The following is a 23,567-nucleotide window of genomic DNA, read 5'->3' on the forward strand; positions in this document are numbered from 1 at the left end:
AAGCGCTCGGCAGATCGTTGCTGTTCAGCCCGGATCTCGGAGATTTGGGCTGCAAAGGCCTGCCGCATCTCAACCATCTGAGCCTCAAAGCGCTCAGCCGACCGCTGCTGCTCGGCTCGCATTTCGGCCATCTGGGCCTCAAAGCGCTCGGCAGACCGCTGCTGCTCAGCCCGGATCTCGGAGATTTGGGCTGCAAAGCCCTGCCGCATCTCAACCATCTGAGCCTCAAAGCGCTCAGCCGACCGCTGCTGCTCGGCCCGCATTTCTTGGATTTGTTCTTGTTGTTGCTGAAGGTTGCGAATCAGCCACTCCTCTTGTTCTGGGGTCATGGGAAAGGTCTGAAGATATCCCTTCAATTCTAGTCAGTTGGGGATGGGATCCCGTTGAGCTGCCAAGAGAAGGGCATTGACAATGGCAGCAGCAACTGGGGATCCGCCTTTGCGGCCCTCCACCCGAATCTGGGGAACATCCGTTTGCGCCAACGCCTGCTTGGCCTCTTCCACCGCCACAAATCCCACCGGCACTCCGATCACCAAAGCCGGCTTGACCCGCTGTGCCCGAATCTCCTCCACCAAAGCCAGCAACGCGGTGGGGGCATTGCCAACGACAAACAGGGCTTCTGGATAGCGGCGTGCCAAGTTCACCATCCCATTGGCGGCGCGGGTTTGACCGGGCCAACGGGGCTCCTCCACCCAGTCCAAAGCACAGTAGAGGGGGATCCCTTGGGCTTTCAGACCTGACTGGATCCCAGCTGCCACCATCCTGACATCGACAACGACAGGCCGCTTTTGCCGCAGGGCTGCCAGGGCTTGTTCGACGGCGTTGGGGCCGAAGAAAAAGCGATCCCGTAGCTCAAAGTCGGCAGTGGCATGAATGGCGCGGCGCACCACCTCATAAGGGATCCCTTGCCAGGGGTGGGGGCCAATCTCTTGATCGATCTGGCGGAAGCTGGCAGCAGTGATTGGGTCTACCTGGAAGGCTTCATTCATTGGGTCTGGAGTCAGGGGCACAGTCATGCTGGCATGTCCTAAAGAAGAACCGGTAGCAAAGTAGCTTTGGGCGAGCCGAGAAAACCACTAAGATTGGTCTAGCCTAAATTGGAGATGAGCCTATTGTTGTCACCCACTCCTCCCTTGCACAGACTCAACTCCCATCCTTCCCCTTCTGCTCGGGTCAGCGCCAATTCCGTCGGCAATCCCGGTTTCTCCTCTGTTGATGCGCCCTCCTCTTCCCCAACGGGTAGCGACAGGGATCCCTTGTCGGCTTTGCCTCGCTACGGCTACTCCCAAACCTGGCATTGGCGGGGCTGGCCCATCCATTTCACCTACACCCCCAGTCGTGCCCAAACCCCTGCCGGTGTCGTCAACTTGACGGCAGCTCCGGCCCTTTTAATCCATGGATTTGGAGCGTCAGTGGGTCATTGGCGCCACAACATTCTCCCTCTGGGATCCCAGCGCTCCGTCTATGCCCTCGACCTGCTGGGATTTGGCAAGAGTGCCAAGCCGGAGATTGCCTACAGCGTTGATCTGTGGGTGGAGCAGGTACACGAGTTTTGGCAAACTCACATTCAGCAGCCCAGCATCCTGGTGGGCCATTCCATCGGGGGCTTGGTGGGAGTCATTGCCGCCGCCCGCTATCCCCAAATGGTGAAAGGCTTGTGCTTGATCAGTTGTGCCGATGGGCCTCACCCCGAAGAATTACCCCCTCCCTGGGATGCTCTGGTGCGAGCCCTCTGCGAAGGGATTCTGTCGTTGCTGGGGTGCCCCCTCACTTATCCCCACCTCTTCAACTGGCTGCGACAAACCGAGGTGCTACGAGCTTGGATCAAGAATGTCTACAAGCGGGATGAGCAGGTGGATGACGAGCTGGTGCAGATCTTCCAGAGACCGGCCTTTGAGCCGGGGGCAGCCCACGTGTTTTTGGACGGTCTGAGGGCCATTCTCTGCCGCCGCTTCGACAGCCCCAAACGCCTGCTGCCCACCCTAAAAATGCCTATCTTGCTACTTTGGGGCCGAGAAGATCCGGCAGTGCCCAGTTTTTTGGCAGACCAATTTAAGCGCTGGCAACCTGCCCTCACCTTGGTGAAGCTGCCGGGAGTAGGCCACTGCGCCCACGACGAGCTGCCTCACTGGGTCAACACCCTCATCGGGGAATGGGCGGCCAGTCTGGAGACCTGCCCTGACTTGCCCACCCCCCTTCAGCGGGATCCCCGAGTCGGCTAGCTCAGCAAGTGATCTGAGCTATTCCCGGCAAGGTGCCACAAGTGAGGGCTATCGGCACAGGGCCCCCCCCAGCTTGGAACACCCCCAAGCCAAATCCCAGCCTGCCGCCGGGAAAAGGGATCCCGCTCAGAGATCAGGGGGCAGCTTGAGGATCTGATGCTGGCGCATCCCCTGCCAGCGGCGAATGAGATCGCCATCAATACCGAACTGATCCAACGCCTTCACCACCACAAAATCCACCAAATCTAGGATGGTACGCGGCTGGTGGTACCAAGCTGGAATGGCCGGAACAATGCGCGCCCCCGCTTCTGCCAGAGTGGTCAAGTTGCGCAGGTGGATCAGGCTAAAGGGGGTTTCCCGCGGCACCACCACCAAGCGTCGTCCCTCCTTGAGCTGCACATCAGCAGCCCGCTCCAGCAGATCCGAGCTCAAGCCGGCAGCCAACTTGGCAACTGTACCCATGCTGCACGGGATCACCAACATCCCCTGCGTGCGATAGGAGCCACTGGCAATGGTTGCCCCCACATCCTGCCAGCGATGACAAACTAGGGATCCACCGCTGCTCTCGGCTTGCTGTCGCCAAAAGTGGGCCTGCTTGCGGGGGTCTGTCGGCAGCAGCACCCCTTGTTCTCCCTGCCACACCTGATAGGCCGCTTTGGAGGCCACCACTTCGACGCGGTAGTCCAGGCTGAGCAGAACATGCAGAGCGCGCACAGCATAGAGCATCCCTGAAGCGCCTGATACGCCAAGGATGATGGGCAGAGAGGATGTCAAGGGCCGCTGGGGAACGTCTTCTGCTCAAGTCTAGCGAGGGGAGCCGTCCCTCGCCTGCTCAGGAGATCCCTAACCCACCGCTCCAAAAGACTTGCACAACGCGGGATAAAAATGCTCCTGGCACAGGTTGAAGGCAGCGCTCAAGCCCCAGTCTGACTCTTCTCTGTTAGGTCTGCAGATTTTGCCGCCCGTTGCGGATCACCCGTAAGGACTCCACCAACCGCAACTCCAAGTCTTGCAACACCTGATCCACGTAACGGTGGGCCTCCCGCTGCAGGCGCTCCGATTCCTGCAGTGTCTGTCGCCGCACCTCCTCACTATGTTGATAGGCTTGTTGCAATAACTGCTCCGCCTGAGCTTGGGCCTGTCGCAGAATCGCCGATTCGTTGAGGAGCTGCTCAGCCCTACGTTGGGCCGCGGCCACAATTTCTTGGGCGTAGCGATTGGCCTCTGCCAAGATCCGATCCCGCTGGCGCAGCAGTTCCTCCGCTTCCTCCAGGGCTGTCGGCAGGTTCAGGCGGATAAAGTCTAACTGCTCCAGAATCTTTTCCTCTTCAATAAGGGTGCGAGACCAAAACAGGCGAGGGCTACTGAGAATGGCTGCCTCCAATTGATCCAGGGCCTCCTGGACGCGCATCAGAGCCAGGGTCTGATCCCCAAAGGGTACGCCGGCACGATTGGAAGGATCAGAGGGCAATTCTCGCATCAGTCTATGAAGAGGGGAGGCTGCACTGAGCAAAAGAGCAGATCAGGCAGGATAACGCCTACCATATCAGGTTCTCGGTTTCCTGAATCTGCGCAGTCTCCCCTTCGCTCCAACCACTCTTCGTGAAGTAGATGTTCTTTTTGATATGAGGGGACGATGGACTTTCTCCCTCGCGGAGGCTGTGAGCCAAGCAGCAGAGAGGCTGCTTACCGGTCGGTTGGTGCCACAGCGGCTGGGGAGCCGAGGTTGCTCGGCTGCCAAAAGAGCGCCAATGGAGGAGATTTATAGTCATTTTGAATAGGAATAAAACATTTCCGTTGCCTTGCTCTCCAACCCCCCTCTCCCAGAGAGATGAGCTGGGGGGTCGCGGCAGCGGCGCGGAGCGTTTGGGGAGTGTCTCAATCTAGTTTGAGATGACTACACTTTTTGAGTTGCCGCCAGTTCCCTGAAGATGGCCAGCCTCCAGATGGTTGACAGCTACCTATGGCACACTGAGAAAAAAGGAGTTGGAGCCCCAGCCTCTTATGCCACAACCGCAGCCCCCCAGAAGACTGGAAGACCAGTTTGTGGAGAATGTCTCCCGTTATCCCACTTACTTTATTACCGTTTTGCTGGGGGGGATCTGGGCCGGCCTCCAGCCTTTTGTCGGCCTGTATCGCAAAAGTCCAACAGCGGCGGCTATGGTTACGCTGGGATCCCTTTTGTTGCTTCTATTTGTTTATTTCACCCTGCGAGGCATGACAGGGAATACCTTTTGGCCAGAATAGATACTGGGTTGAGGTTGGGGCCCATGGGCGAAGCTGTGCAGTGGACGCCGGCAGCATAAGCACGCCTCAAGGGGATCCCTCTTTTTCGCCCCACTGCTGACAAGAAGTAAAGTGCTCCGCACCGCTCGCGCGAATGAAAAGTTTGCCCCGGAATGGTGGCGGTCTATGGGCAGGCCAAGCCTCAACTGGCTCTTCAGGGATCCCGGCTGCAAGCTGTAGCGAGGGGATTGGATTTGCCGCTAGCTTGGTAGAGGTGTTCTCCTCCGTTTTTTGAACTCATGGCAGATTGGATCCTGTTGGCGCTGGTGGGTTCTGCAACCTACCTGCTGCTGCAAAAAAGTGTGGCCCGCCTTTCGAAGGTGCCGTGGCGGATCCTGTGGCTGGTGATGATGCTGCCCCCTTTGGTTTGGGTGCTGGGGCGTCAGGTGTTTCAGTACGAATTGCCTCCCTTGCTGATGTTGCTGCTGTTTCTCACCTCCTACTTTACCAGCATGACCTTGGTGAGACGAGGGGGTATTCGACCCTCAACCGGAGGCCCTCGGCCAGAGGTGGAAAACTCCTCTCCAGAAGCGGATCCCTCGCCGGCTGGGGAACCTGAGCCAGAGGAAGAGGAGGAAGACGGCGCCGCAGATCCGGTCTCGCTGGCTCTTGCCCACACCCCCATCTCCGAAGTGCCGCGGGAGAAGCTGAGCCATTGCTTCCCCTGGAACGTCTTTTATTTGCAAAATGTGGAGTACCGCCCCCAGGCGATCATCTGCCGGGGCAACTTGCGGGCGGATCCCAGTGAAGCCTATGAGCGGGTGCAGCAAAACGTGGAAACCACTTTCGGCAAACGCTTTTTGGTGGTGCTGCAGGAGGGGTTTGCCGGTAAGCCCTTTTTTGCCTTGGTGCCCAACCCGGCGGCGCGGCGCTCCCTGGCGGACAGTCGAGAGTTGCCGCTGCTGGCTTTGGGGCTGTTGCTATTCACCTTCTGGACGACCCTCAGTGCTGGGGCCCACGCGGCTGGGGTTAGCCCTGACCGGCTGCTGCATTTGCCCTCTCTGATGAAAGGATTGCCCTATGCGGTCGGGATCCTTGCCATTTTGGGATCCCATGAGTGGACTCGTTACTGGGTGGCCCGCCGCCACCACATCAAAACCTCGCTGCCCTATTTCATCCCGGTGCCTTTTGTCCTAGGGACTTTTGGGGCGTTTATCCAGTTGAAAGAGCCGGTGCCCAACCGCAAGGTGTTGTTTGATATCGCCGCCGCTGGGCCGCTGGCAGGGAGTCTTGTTGCTTTGGGCATGCTGTTGCTGGGGCTGTTGTTTTCAGCGCCTGCAGATCCTCCCGCGGTGCCGGAGGGGCAGCCGACCCCGATTAGTTTTCATCGCATTGACCCGCGCCTATCGGTGCTGCTGGCAATTCTGGCCCGCATGGTGCTGGGGGATCAGTTGCAGCCGGGGCAGGTGATCGAGCTGCACCCGCTGGCCTTTGCCGGCTGGCTGGGCTTGGTGGTGATTGCCTTTAACCTCATGCCGGTGGGCCAACTGGATGGAGGGCACATTGTCCACGCAGTGTATGGACAGCAGATGGGAGCGAATGTAGGCCGGGTAGCCCGCTGGTTGGTGCTGCTGCTGGCCTTGACGGTGCAGCCTTGGCTGTTGCTCTGGGCGCTGCTGCTGTTTGTGATTTCCAGTGCCGACGAGCCGGCCCTCAACGATGTGACGGAACTGGACGAGGCCCGAGATCTGCTGGGGCTGGGGATGCTCACGCTGCTGGTGCTGATCCTGCTGCCGGTGCCGCCGTTTTTGCAAAATGGGCTGGGCTTGGCCTAGATCCGGGGTAGGATCCAAACCGCCCCTGACCTCGTTCTTCTCTCATGGAACGCAGCTTAATCGTTCAAAAGTACGGCGGTACCTCTGTCGGCTCTGTCGAGCGTATCCAAGCCGTGGCCCAACGGGTGGCCCACACGGTGAAGGCAGGGCATCGGGTGGTGGTGGTGGTCTCGGCGATGGGGGATGAAACCGATCGCCTTGTGGGCTTGGGGGAGCAGATCTTGCAGGGATCCCCGACCACGCCGGCCCAGTTGCGGGAATGGGATATGCTCCTTTCCACCGGTGAGCAGGTGAGCATTGCCCTGGTGGCCTTGGCGCTGCAACGCTTGGGGTGTCCTGCCCTTTCCCTGACGGCAGCCCAGGTGGGCATTGTCACCACTCGGGATCACAGCCGGGCCCGCATTTTGCACATCCACACCGACCGCCTGTGGCAGCACCTGGAGCGGGAAGAGGTGGTGGTGGTGGCCGGGTTTCAGGGCATCACCAGCCTGGCGGAGCTGGAGATCACCACCCTAGGTCGGGGGGGATCCGACACCACGGCGGTGGCCTTGGCAGTGGCTTTGGGAGCAGAGCTGTGTGAGATCTACACCGATGTGCCGGGGATCTTCACCACGGATCCGCGTAAGGTGCCTGAGGCCAGGCTGTTGCCGGAGATCACCAGTGATGAAATGTTGGAGCTGGCCAGCTTGGGGGCCCAGGTGCTGCATCCCCGCTCGGTGGAAATTGCCCGCAACTACGGTGTGAAGCTGCGGGTGCGCTCCAGCTTGGAGCCATTGCAGGCGGGATGCGAGGGCACTCTCATTCTTTCTCCTCCCCCCCGTCCTCGTGCTGCCGACAGCAGTATCGAGCTGGGCCTGGCGGTGGATACGGTGGAGCTGGATCGGGATCAGGCCAAGTTGGTGTTGGTGGGGGTGCCGGATCGCCCTGGCATTGCCGCCCAACTCTTTCAGGGGATCGCGGCAGCAGGGGTGAATGTGGATTTGATTTTGCAGTCCCTCCAGTTCACAGCCTCTTGCGCCAGCGGGACGGACTCCTTGCCGCAGGGATCCGTGCCCCAGCCCACCAATGACATTGCCTTTACGGTCAGTCGGTCGCAGGTGGCCGAGGCTGCAGCCGTTGCCCGGCAGATTGGCCAAGAGCTGCAGTGTGCAGCGGTGATTGTGGATGAGGCGGTGGCCAAAGTCAGCATTGCCGGGGTGGGGATGATGGGCCGACCCGGAATTGCGGCGCAAATGTTCCAGGTGCTGGCCGAGGCCGGGATCAATTTGCAGATGATCTCCATGTCAGAGATCAAGGTGAGCTGTGTGGTGGCTGCGGAGCGGGCCGGGGATGCCGCCTTGGCTCTGGGAGAGTCGTTCCAGGTGATCCCCCACTTGCATCGGGCAAAGATGCCGGCTGCTCCTCAAGACAGCCACCCGGTACGCGGTGTTGCCTTGGATTTGAAGCAATCGCGGCTGGGCCTTCGCAAAGTGCCGGATCGTCCGGGAACTGCCGCCCATTTGTTTGGGCGCTTGGCGGCTGCCGGGATCATCGTGGACACCATCATCCAAAGCCAGCGGGGCTACCACAACGGGATCCCCAGTACCGACATTGCCTTTACCGTGCCTCAGGATCAAGCGATGGCTGCTGAGGCAGTCTGTCGGCAGGTGGCCGAAGAGCTCCAGGCGGCAGGCGTTGACGCAGATCACGACATTGCCAAGGTCAGCATTGTCGGCGCCGAGATGGAAACCTACCCTGGCGTGGCTGCTCGCCTGTTTGCAGCCCTAGCCGAAGCCGGAATCAACATCGAGATGATCGCCACCTCGGAGATCAAGGTGAGCTGTGTAGTGCGCCGGGATCGAGGGATCCCGGCCTTGCAAGCTATTCACCGCGCTTTCCGGCTGGACTGCCCCTAGCCTGCCTTAGGGTTGAGCCGCCAGCAGCAAGGGAAAATGATGGGCGTTGGGGGCGTGCATCACCTGGATCCCCAGATTGGCGCGGTTGAGGAGATCGGCGTAGGTGGGGATGAAGCGGCCCTGGCTGTCCAGGATGGACTGGTTGAAGTTAAAGCCGTTCAAGTTAAAGGCCATCAGGCCGATACCTATCGCCGCCGCCCAGATCCCCACCGTGGGCAGGGCCGCCATCCAGAAGTGGACGGAACGGCTGTTTCTCAGGCCCAGGCCGGGGAACCCCAGCCGCCCCAAGAACGCGTAGTGCCCGGCCAGGAAGTTGTAGGTGACTTCCTCCTGCCCGAAGCGGTAGCCGGCATTTTGTGACTCTTCTTCCGAGGTCTCGCGGATTAGGCTGGAGATCACCAGGGAGCCGTGCAGGGAGGCCAGCAGAGCGCCGCCAAAGACGCCGGCCACCCCCAGCCAGCTAGCAGGGTGCATGAGGATATTGTGCTCCGCCTGGAAAGCCAGCATGAAGTAGAAGGTGCCGGCGATCCCCAGGGGCAAGCCTTCCGAGAAACTGCCCTGGCCGATGGGGTAGACCAAGAGCACTGCCGTAGCCGCCGCCGCCGGAGCGGAAAACGCCACCGCAATCCAGGGACGCATGCCCAAGCGATAGCTCAGCTCCCACTGCCGGCCCAGGTAGCACCACACCCCGATCAGGAAATGGAGCACGATCAGTTGGTAGGGGCCGCCGTTGTAGAGCCATTCATCCAAAGAGGCGGCTTCCCAAATGGGATAAAAGTGCAAGCCGATGGCCGCCGACGTGGGCACCACCGCCGCCGAGATGAGATTGTTCCCCCCTATCAAAGAGCCGATCACCGGCTCGCGGATCCCATCCACATCCACCGGCGGAGCAGCAATAAAAGCGATTACAAAACAAAAGGCTGCTGCCAACAAGGTCGGGATCATCAATACGCCAAACCAGCCGATGTAAAGCCGGTTTTCGGTGCTGGTTATCCATTGGCAAAAGCCATTCCAACTCCAGAGCTGCCGCGCAGCCAAGGAGCGGCGAACTACAGTACTCATAGGCCAACTCCTGGTAAAGACAAGAGCATTCTTCGTCGGCTTCCGGGAACGGGGTAAAAGTCTTCTTGCGCCGACCGCTAAAAGCATCCTCTCCTTTCAGGCTAGACAGTTTTAGGGATGCCGACAGGGATCCCTAACTTCCGCAACGGGAATGTGAAAAAAATGGATTTGTCGATACAAATCAGCACCGATATGTTGCAATTTGGAGGTCTTTGAGAGCTTCCCGGCGAAGGTCGGTCACTGGCAGTTGATGGCAGCCAAGCTTGAGCAGATGTTTCTCAAGAATGGGTTCAAGAAAGAGAAGTCGTTCAGGATCCGCTTTTTCTCCTGCCGGCAAGACCCTATGGGCTCTTCATGGGGCTTCCAGAAGTTTGCTTGGGGCATTCCTGGGTGGAAAAAAATCCTGCAAGCACTTCACCTGCAGGGATCCCGACTGCAAAGCACGGATGGCAGCCGCGGTGGCTTTGGCCCCTGCCAAGGTGGTCACCAGAGGGATCTTGTAAGCCAGGGCAGTGCGGCGGATCTTTTGGCCATCTTGCTGCGCCTCGACACCGGAAGGAGTGTTGATAATGAGCTGAATCTGATGGTTTTTGATGGCGTCGATGACGTGGGGCCGCCCCTCGTGCAGCTTGAGGACTTTATCCACCGGGATCCCGTGCTCGGCTAAAACTTTTTGGGTGCCTTCGGTGGCCAACAGGCGAAAGCCCAGCCCCACAAACTCGCGGGCTACCGGGATGATCGCCTGTTTATCCCGGTCGCTGACGCTGATGAACACCGTCCCCTGGAGAGGCAGATTCTGCCCCGCCGCCAGTTGGGCTTTGGCGTAAGCGCGGCCAAAGTCCGTGTCAATGCCCATCACCTCGCCAGTGGAGCGCATCTCTGGCCCCAGCAGCGTGTCGGTGCCGGGAAACTTGTGGAAGGGCAAAACCGCTTCCTTGACGGCAATGTGAGAGGGGATCACCTCCTGGGTAAAGCCCAGCTCTTCCAGAGTTTTGCCGCTCATCACTTGAGCGGCGTAGTCTGCCAGCGGATGGCCGATGGCCTTGCTGACAAAGGGGACGGTGCGGGAGGCGCGCGGGTTGGCCTCCAGGATATAGACTTGACCTTTTTGGACGGCGTATTGCACGTTGATCAGGCCCACCACCTTCAGAGCTTGGGCCAACTTCACCGTCCACTCGCGGATCACCCGCAGCACCTCGGGGCTGAGGGTGCGGCTGGGCAATACACAGGCCGAATCGCCCGAGTGGATCCCGGCCTGCTCGATGTGCTCCAGAATGCCGCCGATGGTAACAGCGCCGGTGCGGTCGGCAATGGCATCCACATCCACCTCCACCGCCTCTTCCAGGAACTGATCCACCAGCACCGGACGATCCGGATCCACCGCCACCGCCAGTTGCATGTAGCGCTGCAGGTCTTGGTCGGAATAGACGATCTCCATGGCTCGTCCCCCCAAGACGTAGCTGGGCCGCACCACCACCGGATAGCCGATGCGGCGGGCAATTTCCAAGCTTTCTTCCACGCTGCGGGCAATGCCGTTGGCCGGTTGGCGAATATCCAACTCCCGCAAGATGCGCTCGAAGCGCCCCCGATCCTCAGCAATGTCGATGGAATCGGGGGAAGTTCCCCAGATGGGAGCCTGGGCTGCCGCCAGCCCCTGCGCCAGCTTGAGCGGGGTTTGACCGCCAAATTGCACGATCAGGCCGACCGGCCGCTCAGCATCCACCAAGTTCATCACCTCTTCATGGGTGAGCGGCTCAAAATAGAGGCGATCAGCGGTGTCGTAGTCGGTGGAAACGGTTTCCGGGTTGGAGTTGACCATGATCGCTTCGTAACCCAGGCGGCTGAGGGCAAAGGCAGCATGACAACAGCAGTAGTCGAATTCGATCCCCTGGCCGATGCGGTTGGGGCCACCTCCCAAGATCATCACCTTCTCTTTGCGGGCCGGGAAAATCTCCGACTCGCTCTCGTAGGTAGAGTACTGGTAGGGGGTAGCAGCCTCAAATTCGGCGGCGCAGGTATCTACAGTTTTGTAGGTGGGGATCACCCCCAGGCTTTTGCGGCAGGCCCGCACCTGATGTTCCGTGGATCCAGTGAGGTGGGCAATTTGTCGGTCGCTGAAGCCCATTTGCTTGAGGTGTCTCAAGTCGTCAGCGCTCAGGGATCCCAGCTCCCGCCCCTTGAGGGCTTGCTCCACCTCCACCAACTCCTGTAGCTTGTCGATAAACCAGGGATCGATGTGGGTGAGCTGGGCAATCTCCTGGGCAGAAAAGCCCATGAGCAGAGCGGTGCGGATGGTGAGCAGGCGGAAGGGGTTGGGGGTGCGCAGCTTGGCCCGCACTTCCTCCGGCTTGGGGAAAACCTCCGGCCTATCGCTGCCAAAACCGGGACGGTCGATTTCCAAAGAACGCAGGGCCTTCTGGATGGATTCTTGAAAAGTGCGGCCAATGGCCATCGCCTCCCCCACCGATTTCATCTGGGTGGTGAGAACCGGCTCTGCGCCGGGGAATTTTTCAAAAGCAAAGCGAGGGATCTTGGTGACCACATAGTCGATGGTGGGCTCGAAGCTGGCCGGAGTTTTGCGGGTGATGTCGTTGGGGATCTCCGGCAGCGTGTAGCCCACTGCCAATTTGGCGGCAATTTTGGCGATGGGAAAGCCGGTGGCCTTGCTGGCCAAAGCAGAAGAGCGGGAGACCCGCGGGTTCATCTCGATCACCCGCACCTCACCGTTGGCAGGGTTGACGGCAAATTGCACGTTGGATCCCCCGGTCTCTACGCCAATTTCCCGCATGATGGCGATGGCATAGTCCCGCAGCCGCTGGTATTCCTTGTCGGTGAGGGTTTGGGCCGGGGCCACGGTGATGGAGTCGCCAGTGTGCACCCCCATCGGGTCGATGTTTTCTATGGAGCAGATGATCACCACGTTATCCGCCAGATCCCGCATCACCTCCAGCTCAAACTCCTTCCAGCCGATGACCGATTCCTCCACCAAGATTTGGGAAACGGGGCTGGCCTCCAAGCCGGCAGCGCAGATCTCTTCAAACTCCTCCTGGTTGTAGGCCACCCCACCACCGGTGCCCCCCAGCGTGTAGGCCGGGCGGATGATGAGGGGATAGCCGATCTCCTGGGCAATCTGCTTGGCTTCTTCCAGGGTGTGGGCCAGGCCAGAGCGGGGCACGGCCAAGCCAATCCGCTGCATGGCTTGCTTGAAGAGATCCCGGTCTTCGGCTTTTTCAATGGCCTCCCGCTTGGCCCCAATCAACTCCACCCCGTACTGCTCCAGGATCCCTTGCTGGGCCAGTTGCACCGCCACGTTGAGGGCCGTCTGGCCGCCCATGGTGGGCAGCAAAGCATCAGGGCGCTCCCGCTCGATAATTTTGGCCACAAAGTCCACCGTCACCGGCTCGATGTAGGTGCGCTCCGCCATACTGGGATCCGTCATGATGGTGGCGGGGTTAGAGTTGACCAAAACGACCTCATAGCCCTCTTCCCGCAGGGCTTTGCAGGCTTGGGTGCCCGAGTAGTCGAATTCGCAGGCTTGGCCAATGACGATCGGCCCCGCTCCAATGAGCAAGATTTTGTGGATATCGGTGCGGCGCGGCATAGGGATCCCACCAGGTGGCAGAGTCAGCCTTCTATTGTAGAGGTCACCTGCAGGTCAAGTTGCTCATCGGGATCCCTCTTTTTTGAGTGTTGCGCTTTCAAAGGCTATGCACAGCAGGCAGAGCTTGGATCCCTGGCAGGCAGGAGTTCTCTGGGGCAACCCGCAAAAGGGCAGCTTCTTCATCAGTATCAATAGACGGGAAAACTTGAACTTTAGATGATATCAATGCTATCGTCGCAGCAAAGCCGCCCAGGGATCTGCCGATCGAGGAAACGCTCTATGGCCACGTTAATTGTTCGCAATGTTGACGAAGCCATTGTCAAAGCTCTCAAACAAAGGGCTAGTCGTCACGGCGTTAGTGCAGAGGCCGAACACCGCAAAATCCTAGAGCAAGTCTTACTCCAGCCTGCGAAACAGTCCTTTGCCGAAGTGCTCAGATCGATACCTAACGTTGGCAACGATTCAGACTTTGAGCGGGTGCAAGATAACACTGCCCATGACGTATTTGCTTGACACTAACGTCATCAGTGAGCTGCGCAAACACAGTCAAGCCAACTCCGGGGTTCAAGAATTTCTTCAAACTGCCATTGAGCAAGAGGCCCGCATCTACATCAGCGTGATCACGCTGGGCGAACTCCGCCGAGGCGTTGAACTCATGCGCCATCGCGGCGATCATCTGCAAGCCAACCTTCTGGAGAGGTGGCTGCAAACGGTTGTCGATGACTATGCCGATCACCAAATTTTCGGGCTGGAGGCCCGCACCATAGCCGCAGGCTTGGTGTCGGGAGGAAAGCCCTCCTCTATATAGGTTTGCCGGCCAAAGTCTGGATGAACTACAATAAGCCCATGAGCCAGACTATCTCTGTACGTTGCAAGCTGATAGTCCCACAAGAGTTGCGTCAAGAAATTGACCGCACTTTGCAGGGCTTTGCAAACGCTTGCAACCAGATTCTCGACACCGCCAAACAAAAGAACTGCTGGAACACCGCCAAGCTGCACCACTTGGTCTATCGGCCGGTAAGGGCAGCAACGGGGCTGAAAGCCAACCACGTCTGTCAGGCGCTCCGTCGGGTGATTAGCAATGCCAAGGCGGTGAAGCAAGTCCACAAGTTCCGCCCCACCAGTCTGACTTTGGACGCGCGTACTTTTAAGTACCGAGAGTCCGACCAGGCCGTGGGCGTGACCCTGATGAGCGGACGGGTTTGGCTCAAGCTCAAGATCGGTGGTTACCAGATAGCGCTTCTGCGAGGCCAGGAGCCAACAAGTGCAACCCTGTCCAAAACCAAGCAAGGGGACTACTACATCAACATCGCTGTTGAGCTGGACACTCCCCCAACCGGCAAAACTCCAAAGGTAATCGGAGTTGACTTGGGCAGGCGGGATATCGCCACCGCTAGCAACGGACGCTCTTGGAGTGGAGAACACATCCAGGCCGTCCGTGACCGGTTCAGCCGTGTACGCGCCAAGGTTCAATCCAAACGCACTCGCAGCTCTAGGAGGCTGCTGAGAAGGCTCTCTGGGAGAGAACGGCGCTACCAGACATGGCTGAACCATAACATCAGCAAAACCTTGGTCAGGGATGCCCAGGCTATTGGTGCGGCACTGGCTTTTGAAGACTTGACAGGCATCAGAGATTGCCTGAATCAGAAGATTCGGAGTAAGGCTGAGCGGCGCAGGATTAACAACTGGGCGTTCTGCCAGCTCAGGATGTTTGTAGCCTACAAGGCTGCCATTGCTGGAGTGCCTGTGGTGCTGGTGCCGCCTGCCTACACCAGTCAGACCTGCCATAAATGCCTGCACATCCACCCTGAGCGGGGTAAATCCTACCGCAATGGCAAGTCGTTCAAGTGTGGACATTGTGGGTGGGAAGGGGATGCTGACCATAACGCTGCTCAAGTAATCTCTCTCCTTGGGGCGACTGTAAACTCGCCTGAAATTCCGAAACTTAGCTGTCCTCTGGGGCCGCTAGGGATTGGGATAAAGCCCGCACCCTGCGCGTAGCGCGGGTGTCGGGTAGTTTACTCTCAAAATGCGATTGACAAACAACTGGCTGCTACAGCCTTGGTTTACGGACTTACCCTGGTTACTCGCAATGTCCGTGATTTTGCCGGGACAGGGGTACCTCTCATTAACCCATTTAGACCCTCATAACAAGCCGCGGTAGCGAATAAAGATCAAAACTGCCGCCCAGGATCCCAGCGCCACTTTGATCGCCACCAGAATATTGAGAATCGGGATCCAACCGCCGCTAAACAGATCCCCCAACTCCCCTCTGGGCAATTCCCAGCCGGCCAGAGCCACCACGGCCACCCCGATAAACGTCACCACCGACAGCTTCTCCCACATCGCAGCCCGCCACCGTTTGTAGATGGCCTCCATCCAGGCGGAAGAGGCGGTGATCGCCACCAAGCCAATGGCTGTCCCTCCTGCCACCCCGGCAGCAAAGCCCCCGCCCGGCGTCAGGTGCCCTCGAATGGCCAGCTCCACCGCAATCAAAGCCGAAATGGTGGCTCCCACTCGCGCCAACACAATCGAGGGAATATCGGTAAATTGAGCTACATTGGCTGTCGGCTGCTCATCCGCCAGCAGATATTGGGCGCCCAAAATAGCCGTGGAAAACACCACCACTTCAAAGACCGTATCGTAGAGGCGGTTGCGCAGAATGAGACCCGTCACCGCGTTGGGCACACCGCTTTCGGTGGCCAGAATCTCCACCGCCTCGACTAAGGCCACGCCCGCTGTGGGATTGGGGGACACGGATCCCACCTCGCCCACGATGAGCTGTAGGGCTGCCAGCAGCACCGCTATCCCGTACACCCACTTCATGTCGCCATCACCTCAGCGGCCAGAGCTTGCTGCGCCAAAATGGCCTGCAGGCGGGGTACGCGTGTAACCAGGCGATACTCTGCTGCTTCTCCACCGGGCTCAAGGGCAATGGTGTGTACCTCTCGGCTGCGAAGAGCAGCCACCAACGCCTCCGAACTCCCATAGGCGGCCAACTCCAAGCGCATGTGGTACCGCTGTAGCCCTTGGCGCATCTGCTGTAACAACTGCCGTGCTGCTGAGGTACTGGCCTCCAGCACAGGGCTGCCTTCAAGAACGCCCAGGCGCATACTCAGCGAAGAGCGCACCGCAATGGCGTAGAGGGTAATGGAAAGCATAGTGCCCACCAGCGCCTCGGTCAGAGCCACATCCGCCGCCCCAAACAGCGCGTAGATCAAGGCGGCAATTGTCCCCAGGATCCCTCGCATCACCAGGGCGTGATAGGGATTGGTCTGGGTCACCACCAAGCTTGCCGTCAGGGGCAGGAGTAACGCCATCACCAGCAACAGGGTCTCTTCCATCCTGCCCTCCTATAGGGACTTGCGCTGCGAGCAAAACGCCAGCACATAGCCCAGAATGGTATTCCAAATAGCCAGGGAGATCAGTGCCAACACCAACAGGGGCCATTCCCGTGGGATCCGCAACAGCAGCCCCAGCATGATGCTCATAGAGCCCAGGGTGTCCGACACCGAAAGGCCGTGCAGCTTAAATAAAATCGAGCGATCCCCAAGGAGCGGCGCCGTTCCCCACAACCAAAACAGCACACCAATCCCAAACAACAGATAGCTCAGACCTTCCACCCAGACTTCCATACCTACCCCCAGGGCCTTTCTAAAGCATTTCCAGCCGTTTCAGTACATGAGCTAAGAGCATTAAGGCCGCATTGCCCACCGACAAAATCAAAACCCCCACAATCCCGATCATCCAATCATCCCGCACCACCGACACCACCAAAATCAGGATGGCCGTCTTTGTGGCCAAGCTGGCAAAGGCGAGCATCGTCTGCCAAATATCTTCCTTCAGCCAAGCGGCGTACAGGGGCAAGCACAGCGTTAGGGTCAGGAGAAACAGCAGTAGGTTCACACGTCCTCCCGCGGCTTGAGCACATGGACTTCATAAGTGCCTTGGGCATTGCAATTGAGCACGATGGTTTTGGGCGTGAAGGTAATTAAAAAAATATCCAGAAACACCAGCCCTGCTGAACGGTTGGGCAGGGTTTGTTTGTATACAACTTCCTCAACAGTGTGGGGCTTGAGGATCATCTCGAAGGCTTCCCAGTAGGCTCTTGGGATGGCGAGAAGAATTTCCTGGAGCACTCGCCCCCAATCCCGCCATTGCACCGGTGCGGAAGCCTGGCGCGGCAGCAGCAACGTTGCCGCCACCCCGATGGCCACATTGTCCCAGCTCAGATTGCCCGTCAGCAGAAACCAAATCAAGAGGCGCAGGCCGATCTCCAATAGACCCAACTCAGGGTAGCGTCCCATAGTTCCCCACAGCTAACAGAGCCCAAACCAGCACCAACACTATGCTCAAGCCGCCCACCACTGCTTCCAGCCCTTCGTTCACCGACCCTCCCTTCAAAGGGATCCGCTCCCAAAACCAGCCTAGGGGGATCCCAACGCCTAGGCTCAGCAGGGCTTTGAGAAGATTGTCAGCGCCATAGGCCGCCGGTAGCCAGCCCCAGAGCAAGCCCCCACCCCAAAGCACCAGTGCCACTTTATCTTGCCAAGGAGTTGCAGAGGTGGTTGCCCCCTTCATTGGAGAAACAGGTGCCCGCAGCACTCGCACGCCTAAACAAGTGGTGCCGACGGTAACCCCCACCAGCAGCCACTCGTGCCAGGGATCCAGAGCAGACAAGCTGAGGGCCTTGGCCGCATACCCCAAACTGCCGGGTACCCCTGCCAGGGAAGCCGTCCCCAAGAGCAGCATCGGCCAACGCCAGGGATGGGTCACGCTTGTTCCAACAAACAGCAAGGGCTTTGCCAACCCATGGGCAAGACCGTACAAACCTGCCCATTGAGGGGCAGCAATCACAAATCCCATCTGCGATACCGAGCTCCAGGCGAGAAGGTGCTGGGGCGTGCTCGCCATCAGGGCCAGTAGGATCCCGAAAACGGCTGAACCGGCGCTCAAGTAGGGCAACCCCTGGGCCAAGACCGGCGAAGCCTCGCTGCAGCGCACCAAAGCCATGGCTCCTGCTTTGGTCGTAAAACCGCTGAGCACCGCCGCAACAACGGGATCCGCGGTAACGTAGGTGAGGGGCAGCCACAGGCCGGCAACGAAGATCGCCCCCTTGGCCAAAAGACCCACAGCAATCAGCGCCAAGGCCGTGGGGTCGGCCATAACCAAACTGCTCATCGCCAGGGATCCCGTGCGCACATAGACCAGGATTGCGCCCATCAGGTAGAAGAGCATGGCCACATTGCTCATGAAAAGGTAGCGCAGCCCCACCCAGAGCTGGCGATCGCGGTGCGGAGCATTTTCTTCCACTGTGGGTTGGCCCTCAGCCCGCCGCCCATAGGTCAGCAGCAAAAACACGCCGATGCTGAGCACCTCCAGGGAAACGTAGACGCTGATCAGGTCAGCACTGATGATGACGGCGTTGGCGCTACCGTGCACGATCAGTAGCTGCATGGCCAGAAAGCGGCTGCCCGCAAAGCGTCTATCCAAATACAGCGCCACCCCCAGCGTGACCAGGCCGTGAGCCAAGAGCATCGCTGCTCCATTGGCATCGATCCGCAGCGTCACCCCGAAGTGATCCAAAAGCTGTAGCTCCAGGGGTGTGGCGGTTGTGCCGGGCAAGCCCCCCTGCTGCACCGCATAGACCACCGTCAGCGCGGCCATCCCCACCAGGCTGGGACGGGTTAGGGCTGGCATCAAGTAGGTTGTGAAGGCCAGCAGAAAGGGCAATGCCACCCACACCAGCGTCAGCTCAGTCATCGGTAAAAGTGCTCCGCGCCCCTGACGCGAGTGCCTGTTCGATGCTCTCGACTTCGAGGGTGGGATGATTGCGGGAGAGCTTCATCACCCCCACCAACATCAAGGCTTGTACCGATAGGCCAATGACGATAGCCGTGAGGATGATCCCCTGAGGCACCGGGTCGGCATAGTCCAGCTCGCGCCAGGGTTTGTAGATGGGGGTGAACACACCGCTCCGGGCTGCCCAGATCACGAGGAAGGCGATGACCCCGGTGCTCATAACATCCATAGATAGGATCTTCAATAATAGGTTGCGCTTGACCACGACTCCCCAGAAGCCAAGGAAGATCGTGAGGATGACGGCGGCACTTAACATGGACACCTCGCTTGCTGCGCTCGAGCTATCTGGTGGCTCAGTCGTTCTAAGGCTACGCCCGCTACGTGACCAGTATCCAGCTTCCGCAGCCGCGGCAGCCAGATAGCCTGTGGCCGGCTGCAACGCTGCCGGGATCCCCATCTCCCCAACAAGACCGGGATCCCGAATTCGAAAGAGCTGCAGCTCCCAATGGGCAACTTGCTGCGACTTCTTGCCAGCTCTGGGGCTTGGTGGGATCCTGGTCATACACCTCTCATGCCAAGGTCGGAATTCATGGCTGCTGTTCGCAGTTTAAGTTGTAATTTAATGGCCTTGGCGGAACCGACTTCTGGATGCTGAAGAAAGGTGTTGGAGAAGGGGGTTTAAAAGCCGTGATGCTGCCGGTGGCCGAAGCAGAAGCCCTGATTTTGCAGGCGGTTCAGCCGCTGGGCACAGAGTGGGTGGAGCTGGGATCCGCCCAAGGCCGCGTTCTCAGCCAAACTGTGTATAGCCCCCAGGATTTTCCGGCCCATCCCACCTCCAGTATGGATGGCTATGCCGTGCGCCATGAAGATGTGCAAGCGGGGATCCCTTGTGAGCTGCAGGTGATCGAGACTCTCCCCGCCGGAAAGGCACCCACCCGAGAGCTCCAGCCCGGACAAGCGGTGCGTCTCTACACCGGCTCCCTCTTGCCCGGCGGTGCGGACACCGTGGTGATGCAGGAATACACGCAGCAACCTTCGCCAGGAACCGTTCGCCTCTTGCAGCGTCCGCAGCGGGGCCAATTTGTCCGGCCTCAGGGAGACTTTGCCCGCCAGGGGGATCCCCTCCTGCCGGCAGGGCAGGCTTTGGGCGGAGCGGAGCTAGCCGTTTTGGCCGCCATCCGACAGGCGATGGTGCCGGTGTTTCGTCAGCCCCGGGTAGCCCTGTTCTCGACAGGGGATGAGCTAGTGCCCATCCAGCAGGTGCCGGGGCCGGGGCAGGTCGTGGATTCCAACCAGTACGGCTTAGCGGCTCTGGTCAAGGCAGCGGGTGGGATCCCGATCCAGTTAGGCATCGTGCCGGATCGGCTCCAGGTGTTGCGGCAGGTCGTCCAGCAGGCCCTGGCCTCCGCCGATGGGGTGATCTCTTCCGGAGGGGTATCGGTGGGGGATTTTGACCTGGTGGAAAAGGTGCTGGAGGAGTTGGGAGGCGAGATTTTCATCCGCAGCGTGGCCATCAAGCCGGGCAAACCCCTGACGGTGGCTCGTTTTCCCAATCCCCACGGCCCCCCCAAGCTCTACTTTGGCCTGCCGGGCAACCCTGCCTCTGCCCTGGTGACCTTCTGGCGCTTTTTGCACCCGGCCCTGCGAAAAATGGGCGGATCCCTGCCCCCCTACTGGCAGATCCTCTCCGCCTTCAGCCCGGTGGATCTGCATGCCGACGGTCAGCGGGAACACTATCTCTGGGGACGGCTGCAGGTCAGGCCTGAGGGGATCCAATTTCAGCCCGCCGCCAACCTCAATTCCGGCAATCTCATCAGTCTGGCTGGCTGTAATGCCTTGGCTGTGCTGCCAGTAGGGACAACCCAGATCCCTGCTGGTTCGCCCGTTCAGGTGCTGCAACTGCCCTGAAGATCCCTAGCCCTCCTCTCGCTGCTGCTGGAATAGCCGCCATAGTCAATCCAAATAACAATGAGACGCTAGCCAGTACAACAGTTCCGTCTGCAACAGCGGACCGCAGGCCTTATCACTTCATCCACAGAAGTTCCTCTATCAGCATGCATCCTTGCCCTCTTGAGAGCACTAAAGTCACCCTCAATCTCATTCAAGTCTGGCGAGGGCCTCAGCAAAAAACCACCTCCTGCCCTGCCGCTTTCATCAAATCCTTTATCCTTCCCTTCCGTTCGCCGAGCAGGCCCTAGGCCTTTGAATCGGCCCATTGCCCAGAGTCAATACAGATGTCCTCTCCAAACTCGGCATTTAGTGTCCCTCAAGTTCTTCCGCATTCGAGCTACTTGAAAAAGCGTCGGGGCTATCAAACCCCCTCTCTCCTTCTTCCTACCGGCTACTCAGCTCTCTCTCTTCCCATAAACTTTCTCCCCTCTCTTTGGCCAAGCATAAAACAGGTGCGTATCTCCCCAAACCCTGTCTCGTCATTCTCTCATCATTCGCGTCAGCGGTGCAGAGCCCATTGTAAGCTAAACTCTCACTTCCATACTTCTGAACCAACTCCCTCAAGACCCTAGAGTCGTTGATTCTCTCTTGAATTCTCTCTTGCCAATCCCGCTCTCGGTGCCTTAACTCTTTTTTTTCGCGTTGTTTTCATCTTCCTAAGAGCATAGTAAATAGCGCTGGGATGGACGCCAAACCTCTGGGCTCTATCCTTCAGTCGAGCTTCTGGGTACTGTTCTACGTCTTGCTGCAAAGCGACCAAGTCTATCTTTCGCTTCCGAGTCTTGACTTTTGTCGGCCTCAGGTCTTCTCGGTTCAGCCAGCGATAAACCGTTGCACGACTGACTTTGTACATCTGTGCAGCTGCAGTGGGGCTGCCCCCTTCCTGGACATACCCTACGACTCTCTCTCTCAGGTCTAAGCTGTAGGTCATGAAGCTTCCTCCTGAGGTCTACCCCCACGTCATCTTGCCTTTAACACCGTCTCATTGTCAACTGAATTGACTACAACTACACAGACCTGCTTTGTGGTCATTTCAAATGGCACCTGTCTTGCCTTTTGTCTGCCGTCGTCGAGAGAGGGGGCAGCGGCACAGAGGACTAGGAAGGAGGGGGGAGACCGTCTCGAACAGACCTAGAGTAGGCCTGCTGCACCGCCTGGTAGCGCCGTTTGAACGCCTGCTGCTGCACCTTGTGATCCACAATGGGATCCGGATAGCCACAACTTCGCCGTTCCCGCAAAGCCCAGGCTCCCTTGGGGTCATCTCCCACCCACAGCAGAGCCGGCGTATCCAGCCGTGCCAGCTCCGGCAGATAGCGACGGATGTACTCTCCTTCCGGGTCATAGCGGGCTGCTTGCGTGGCCGGGTTGAAGATGCGCAGGGGCTTGGGATCCGTGCCCACACTGGCGCTCCACTGCCAACCGCCGTTATTGGCCGCCAGATCCCCATCCACCAGCTTTTGCATAAAGTAGCGTTCTCCCCAGCGCCAATCGATGAGCAGATCCTTGGTCAGGAAGCTGGCTACAATCATGCGGCAGCGGTTGTGCATCCAGCCGGTTTCGTTCAGTTGGCGCATGGCCGCATCCACGATGGGGTAGCCCGTCTGACCGGTGCACCAGGCCTGAAACCAGTCCTGCCGATTGTCCCACTCCAGGGCGTCGAAGGCTCGTCGATAGGCTCCGGTTTCCACGTGGGGCCAGTGGGCCAAGACATGCTTGTAAAACTCTCGCCAGCACAGCTCCTGCCGCCAAGTTTGCAAGCTGCTTTCGGCCTCTTGGCTGCGCACCTCGGCTTCCACCTCCCGCGTGGCTTGCCACACCTGGCGAATGCCGATCGTTCCCCAGCACAAGTGGGGGCTCAGTAGAGAAGTGCCCGGCTCAGCCGGGAAGTTGCGGGCTCGCTCGTAGTCCAAAATGCGCAAACCCTGACAAAAGTCTTCCAAAAGGGCTTGAGCCGCTGCTTCCCCCGCTGCCGGGATCCGCTGGTCGCAGACAAAGCCCAAATCTGCCAAAGTCGGTAGAGGCTGCGCCTTCAGACCGGACACCGGTTGTAGCCCTTTGGGAATCGGGTAGGGATCCCGCTTGGACAAGCTCGCCCACCTGCGCCAGAAGGGAGTGAAGACCGAATAGGGCTCCCCCGCCTGGGTCAACACTTCCCCCGGCCCGTGCAGCAGCATATCTTGGTAGGAGAAGGACTGGATCCCGGCTGCGGCCAAACTGGCCTGCACTCGACTCTCTTGCTGTAGGGCGAACGGCTCCCCATCGGCATTCCAAAACACGGCCCTGGCTCCCAGGTCTGTGGCCAAGCACCGCAACTCCACCGAGGGATCCCCCAGCCGCCAGATCAGTGGGATCCCCATCTGGGCGTAGCGCTCTTGGAGCTCTTGCAGAGCCTGGAGCAAAAAGGCCACCCTGGCCGGAGCCATGTCCGACCGCCCTAAGATCTGGGGGTCGAAAATGAAGACAGGCACCACCTGGGAGCTGCGCTGGGCTGCCTCATGCAGGGCTGTGTTGTCCCCTAACCGCAGATCGCGACGATGCCAAAGCAAAACGGGGGAAGTCATAGGCTGCCAAGCAATGGGATCCCATCTTGGCCGGTTGCCACCGCCTCTTTCAACTCACCCCCCCCCAAGGCTGGGAGCCGGGGCGGCCAGAAGCTACATTCTAAAGAACCTTGAAGAACCCTATCAAAGCTCTAGACTGTCGAACACCCGACTGGGACAATAGCGGCAGCGCTCCTCTGGCTTTTGCTGGCCATCGCTGTATCCCATCGCGTAAGCTGTATCCCCCAACATCACCACAAGCTGAGTCAGCTTCAGCGAGAGCAACGGGTCAAGCGGCTCCGTCACATTCAGCATGAACTGCTCAATGGAGCGCCGCAGCGCCTCTGGCGTCTTGATCATCACGTCTCCATCCATCCATCGATGGCTTTAGGTATTCATACTCAAGGCAAGATGGACATGGACTCAGGATAAAG

At 59.1% G+C, this 23,567-nt stretch carries 22 protein-coding genes and 3 pseudogenes; 9 read left to right on the forward strand and 16 right to left on the reverse strand.

The genetic code is table 11. From position 1 onward, the window contains the following. A pseudogene (locus ACVWZJ_RS03885) lies at positions 1-329 on the reverse strand (hypothetical protein); the annotation flags it as partial. A 33-nt stretch (positions 330-362) separates the two neighbouring features. Next, positions 363-1,016 carry a cobalt-precorrin-8X methylmutase gene (locus ACVWZJ_RS03890; RefSeq protein ID WP_369791760.1) on the reverse strand — a complete coding sequence of 218 codons (654 nt, stop codon included), beginning with the start codon at positions 1,014-1,016 and terminating at the stop codon, positions 363-365. Between the two features lie 87 nt (positions 1,017-1,103). On the opposite strand from ACVWZJ_RS03890, the gene ACVWZJ_RS03895 reads away from it, so the two are divergent. Beyond that, entirely contained in the window at positions 1,104-2,222 is a 1,119-nt protein-coding gene (locus ACVWZJ_RS03895) for an alpha/beta fold hydrolase (RefSeq protein ID WP_011431891.1), read from the forward strand. 126 nt (positions 2,223-2,348) lie between these two features. Here the strand turns inward: ACVWZJ_RS03895 and ACVWZJ_RS03900 are convergent, their stop codons facing one another. Further along, complete coding sequence (locus tag ACVWZJ_RS03900; protein WP_011431889.1) at positions 2,349-2,996, reverse strand: flavin prenyltransferase UbiX; 648 nt, start codon at positions 2,994-2,996, stop codon at positions 2,349-2,351. A 166-nt stretch (positions 2,997-3,162) separates the two neighbouring features. Then, the gene (locus ACVWZJ_RS03905) at positions 3,163-3,702 is read right to left on the reverse strand and encodes an ATP synthase subunit B family protein (RefSeq protein WP_414380997.1); all 540 of its coding nucleotides are present in this window, start codon (positions 3,700-3,702) and stop codon (positions 3,163-3,165) included. 524 nt (positions 3,703-4,226) lie between these two features. Here ACVWZJ_RS03905 and ACVWZJ_RS03910 point away from each other — a divergent pair. From ACVWZJ_RS03910 to ACVWZJ_RS03920, 3 genes are all read left to right on the forward strand, one after another. Next, a complete protein-coding gene (locus tag ACVWZJ_RS03910) occupies positions 4,227-4,469 on the forward strand; it encodes a DUF751 family protein (protein ID WP_041436092.1) in 243 nt (80 codons plus the stop codon). A gap of 278 nt (positions 4,470-4,747) precedes the next feature. Then, positions 4,748-6,283 carry a site-2 protease family protein gene (locus tag ACVWZJ_RS03915; RefSeq protein WP_414522441.1) on the forward strand — a complete coding sequence of 512 codons (1,536 nt, stop codon included), beginning with the start codon at positions 4,748-4,750 and terminating at the stop codon, positions 6,281-6,283. A gap of 44 nt (positions 6,284-6,327) precedes the next feature. Then, positions 6,328-8,178 (forward strand): aspartate kinase, encoded by a 1,851-nt coding sequence (locus ACVWZJ_RS03920; RefSeq protein ID WP_011431884.1) that lies wholly within the window; start codon positions 6,328-6,330, stop codon positions 8,176-8,178. A gap of 6 nt (positions 8,179-8,184) precedes the next feature. Here ACVWZJ_RS03920 and psbA read toward each other — a convergent pair whose 3' ends face one another. Then, entirely contained in the window at positions 8,185-9,240 is a 1,056-nt protein-coding gene (gene psbA, locus ACVWZJ_RS03925) for a photosystem II q(b) protein (RefSeq protein ID WP_457394752.1), read from the reverse strand. A 352-nt stretch (positions 9,241-9,592) separates the two neighbouring features. Further along, the gene (gene carB, locus ACVWZJ_RS03930) at positions 9,593-12,841 is read right to left on the reverse strand and encodes a carbamoyl-phosphate synthase large subunit (protein ID WP_457394755.1); all 3,249 of its coding nucleotides are present in this window, start codon (positions 12,839-12,841) and stop codon (positions 9,593-9,595) included. A 279-nt stretch (positions 12,842-13,120) separates the two neighbouring features. Between carB and ACVWZJ_RS03935 the strand changes: the two genes are divergently transcribed. The 4 genes and pseudogenes from ACVWZJ_RS03935 to ACVWZJ_RS03950 all read left to right on the forward strand — a co-directional run. Continuing rightward, a complete protein-coding gene (locus ACVWZJ_RS03935) occupies positions 13,121-13,354 on the forward strand; it encodes a FitA-like ribbon-helix-helix domain-containing protein (protein ID WP_071818136.1) in 234 nt (77 codons plus the stop codon). Continuing rightward, positions 13,338-13,649 (forward strand): PIN domain-containing protein, encoded by a 312-nt coding sequence (locus tag ACVWZJ_RS03940; protein ID WP_457394758.1) that lies wholly within the window; start codon positions 13,338-13,340, stop codon positions 13,647-13,649. Before ACVWZJ_RS03935 ends, ACVWZJ_RS03940 begins: the two co-directional genes overlap by 17 nt. A 38-nt stretch (positions 13,650-13,687) precedes the next feature. After that, positions 13,688-14,842, forward strand: coding sequence for an RNA-guided endonuclease InsQ/TnpB family protein (locus ACVWZJ_RS03945; RefSeq protein WP_457394761.1), 1,155 nt, complete (start codon positions 13,688-13,690; stop codon positions 14,840-14,842). A 27-nt stretch (positions 14,843-14,869) separates the two neighbouring features. Further along, positions 14,870-14,992 (forward strand): annotated as a pseudogene (locus ACVWZJ_RS03950) (VapC toxin family PIN domain ribonuclease); the annotation flags it as partial. Here the strand turns inward: ACVWZJ_RS03950 and ACVWZJ_RS03955 are convergent. Genes ACVWZJ_RS03955 through ACVWZJ_RS03985 form a run of 7 tightly spaced genes read right to left on the reverse strand, consistent with a single transcriptional unit; the run spans position 14,987 to position 18,959 of the window. Further along, positions 14,987-15,667 (reverse strand): Na(+)/H(+) antiporter subunit B, encoded by a 681-nt coding sequence (locus ACVWZJ_RS03955; protein WP_457394764.1) that lies wholly within the window; start codon positions 15,665-15,667, stop codon positions 14,987-14,989. The pseudogene ACVWZJ_RS03950 and the gene ACVWZJ_RS03955 sit on opposite strands and share 6 nt — an antisense overlap. Beyond that, complete coding sequence (locus ACVWZJ_RS03960) at positions 15,664-16,185, reverse strand: DUF4040 domain-containing protein (RefSeq protein WP_414357736.1); 522 nt, start codon at positions 16,183-16,185, stop codon at positions 15,664-15,666. The genes ACVWZJ_RS03955 and ACVWZJ_RS03960 overlap by 4 nt, the downstream gene beginning before the upstream one ends. Positions 16,186-16,194: 9 nt before the next feature. Next, positions 16,195-16,476 (reverse strand): monovalent cation/H(+) antiporter subunit G, encoded by a 282-nt coding sequence (locus tag ACVWZJ_RS03965; protein WP_011431879.1) that lies wholly within the window; start codon positions 16,474-16,476, stop codon positions 16,195-16,197. A gap of 19 nt (positions 16,477-16,495) precedes the next feature. Continuing rightward, positions 16,496-16,747 carry a hypothetical protein gene (locus ACVWZJ_RS03970; protein WP_011431878.1) on the reverse strand — a complete coding sequence of 84 codons (252 nt, stop codon included), beginning with the start codon at positions 16,745-16,747 and terminating at the stop codon, positions 16,496-16,498. Beyond that, positions 16,744-17,148: a Na+/H+ antiporter subunit E gene (locus ACVWZJ_RS03975; protein ID WP_041436089.1), complete on the reverse strand. Its 405-nt coding sequence runs from the start codon at positions 17,146-17,148 to the stop codon at positions 16,744-16,746. The genes ACVWZJ_RS03970 and ACVWZJ_RS03975 overlap by 4 nt, the downstream gene beginning before the upstream one ends. Continuing rightward, complete coding sequence (locus ACVWZJ_RS03980) at positions 17,132-18,604, reverse strand: cation:proton antiporter (RefSeq protein WP_457394767.1); 1,473 nt, start codon at positions 18,602-18,604, stop codon at positions 17,132-17,134. Before ACVWZJ_RS03980 ends, ACVWZJ_RS03975 begins: the two co-directional genes overlap by 17 nt. Further along, the gene (locus tag ACVWZJ_RS03985; protein ID WP_457394871.1) at positions 18,597-18,959 is read right to left on the reverse strand and encodes a cation:proton antiporter subunit C; all 363 of its coding nucleotides are present in this window, start codon (positions 18,957-18,959) and stop codon (positions 18,597-18,599) included. Before ACVWZJ_RS03985 ends, ACVWZJ_RS03980 begins: the two co-directional genes overlap by 8 nt. Positions 18,960-19,291: 332 nt before the next feature. Here ACVWZJ_RS03985 and ACVWZJ_RS03990 point away from each other — a divergent pair, with 332 nt between their 5' ends. Next, positions 19,292-20,551: a molybdopterin molybdotransferase MoeA gene (locus tag ACVWZJ_RS03990; RefSeq protein ID WP_457394770.1), complete on the forward strand. Its 1,260-nt coding sequence runs from the start codon at positions 19,292-19,294 to the stop codon at positions 20,549-20,551. A 68-nt stretch (positions 20,552-20,619) separates the two neighbouring features. Here the strand turns inward: ACVWZJ_RS03990 and ACVWZJ_RS03995 are convergent. The 3 genes and pseudogenes from ACVWZJ_RS03995 to ACVWZJ_RS04005 form a co-directional block, all read right to left on the reverse strand. Beyond that, positions 20,620-21,524, reverse strand: a pseudogene (locus ACVWZJ_RS03995) (IS630 transposase-related protein). A 166-nt stretch (positions 21,525-21,690) separates the two neighbouring features. Beyond that, positions 21,691-23,154 (reverse strand): cryptochrome/photolyase family protein, encoded by a 1,464-nt coding sequence (locus ACVWZJ_RS04000; protein WP_457394773.1) that lies wholly within the window; start codon positions 23,152-23,154, stop codon positions 21,691-21,693. Positions 23,155-23,277: 123 nt separating this feature from the next. After that, complete coding sequence (locus ACVWZJ_RS04005; protein WP_238376842.1) at positions 23,278-23,493, reverse strand: hypothetical protein; 216 nt, start codon at positions 23,491-23,493, stop codon at positions 23,278-23,280. Positions 23,494-23,567 lie beyond the last annotated feature (74 nt).

The organism is Thermostichus sp. OS-CIW-29 (assembly GCF_054058195.1).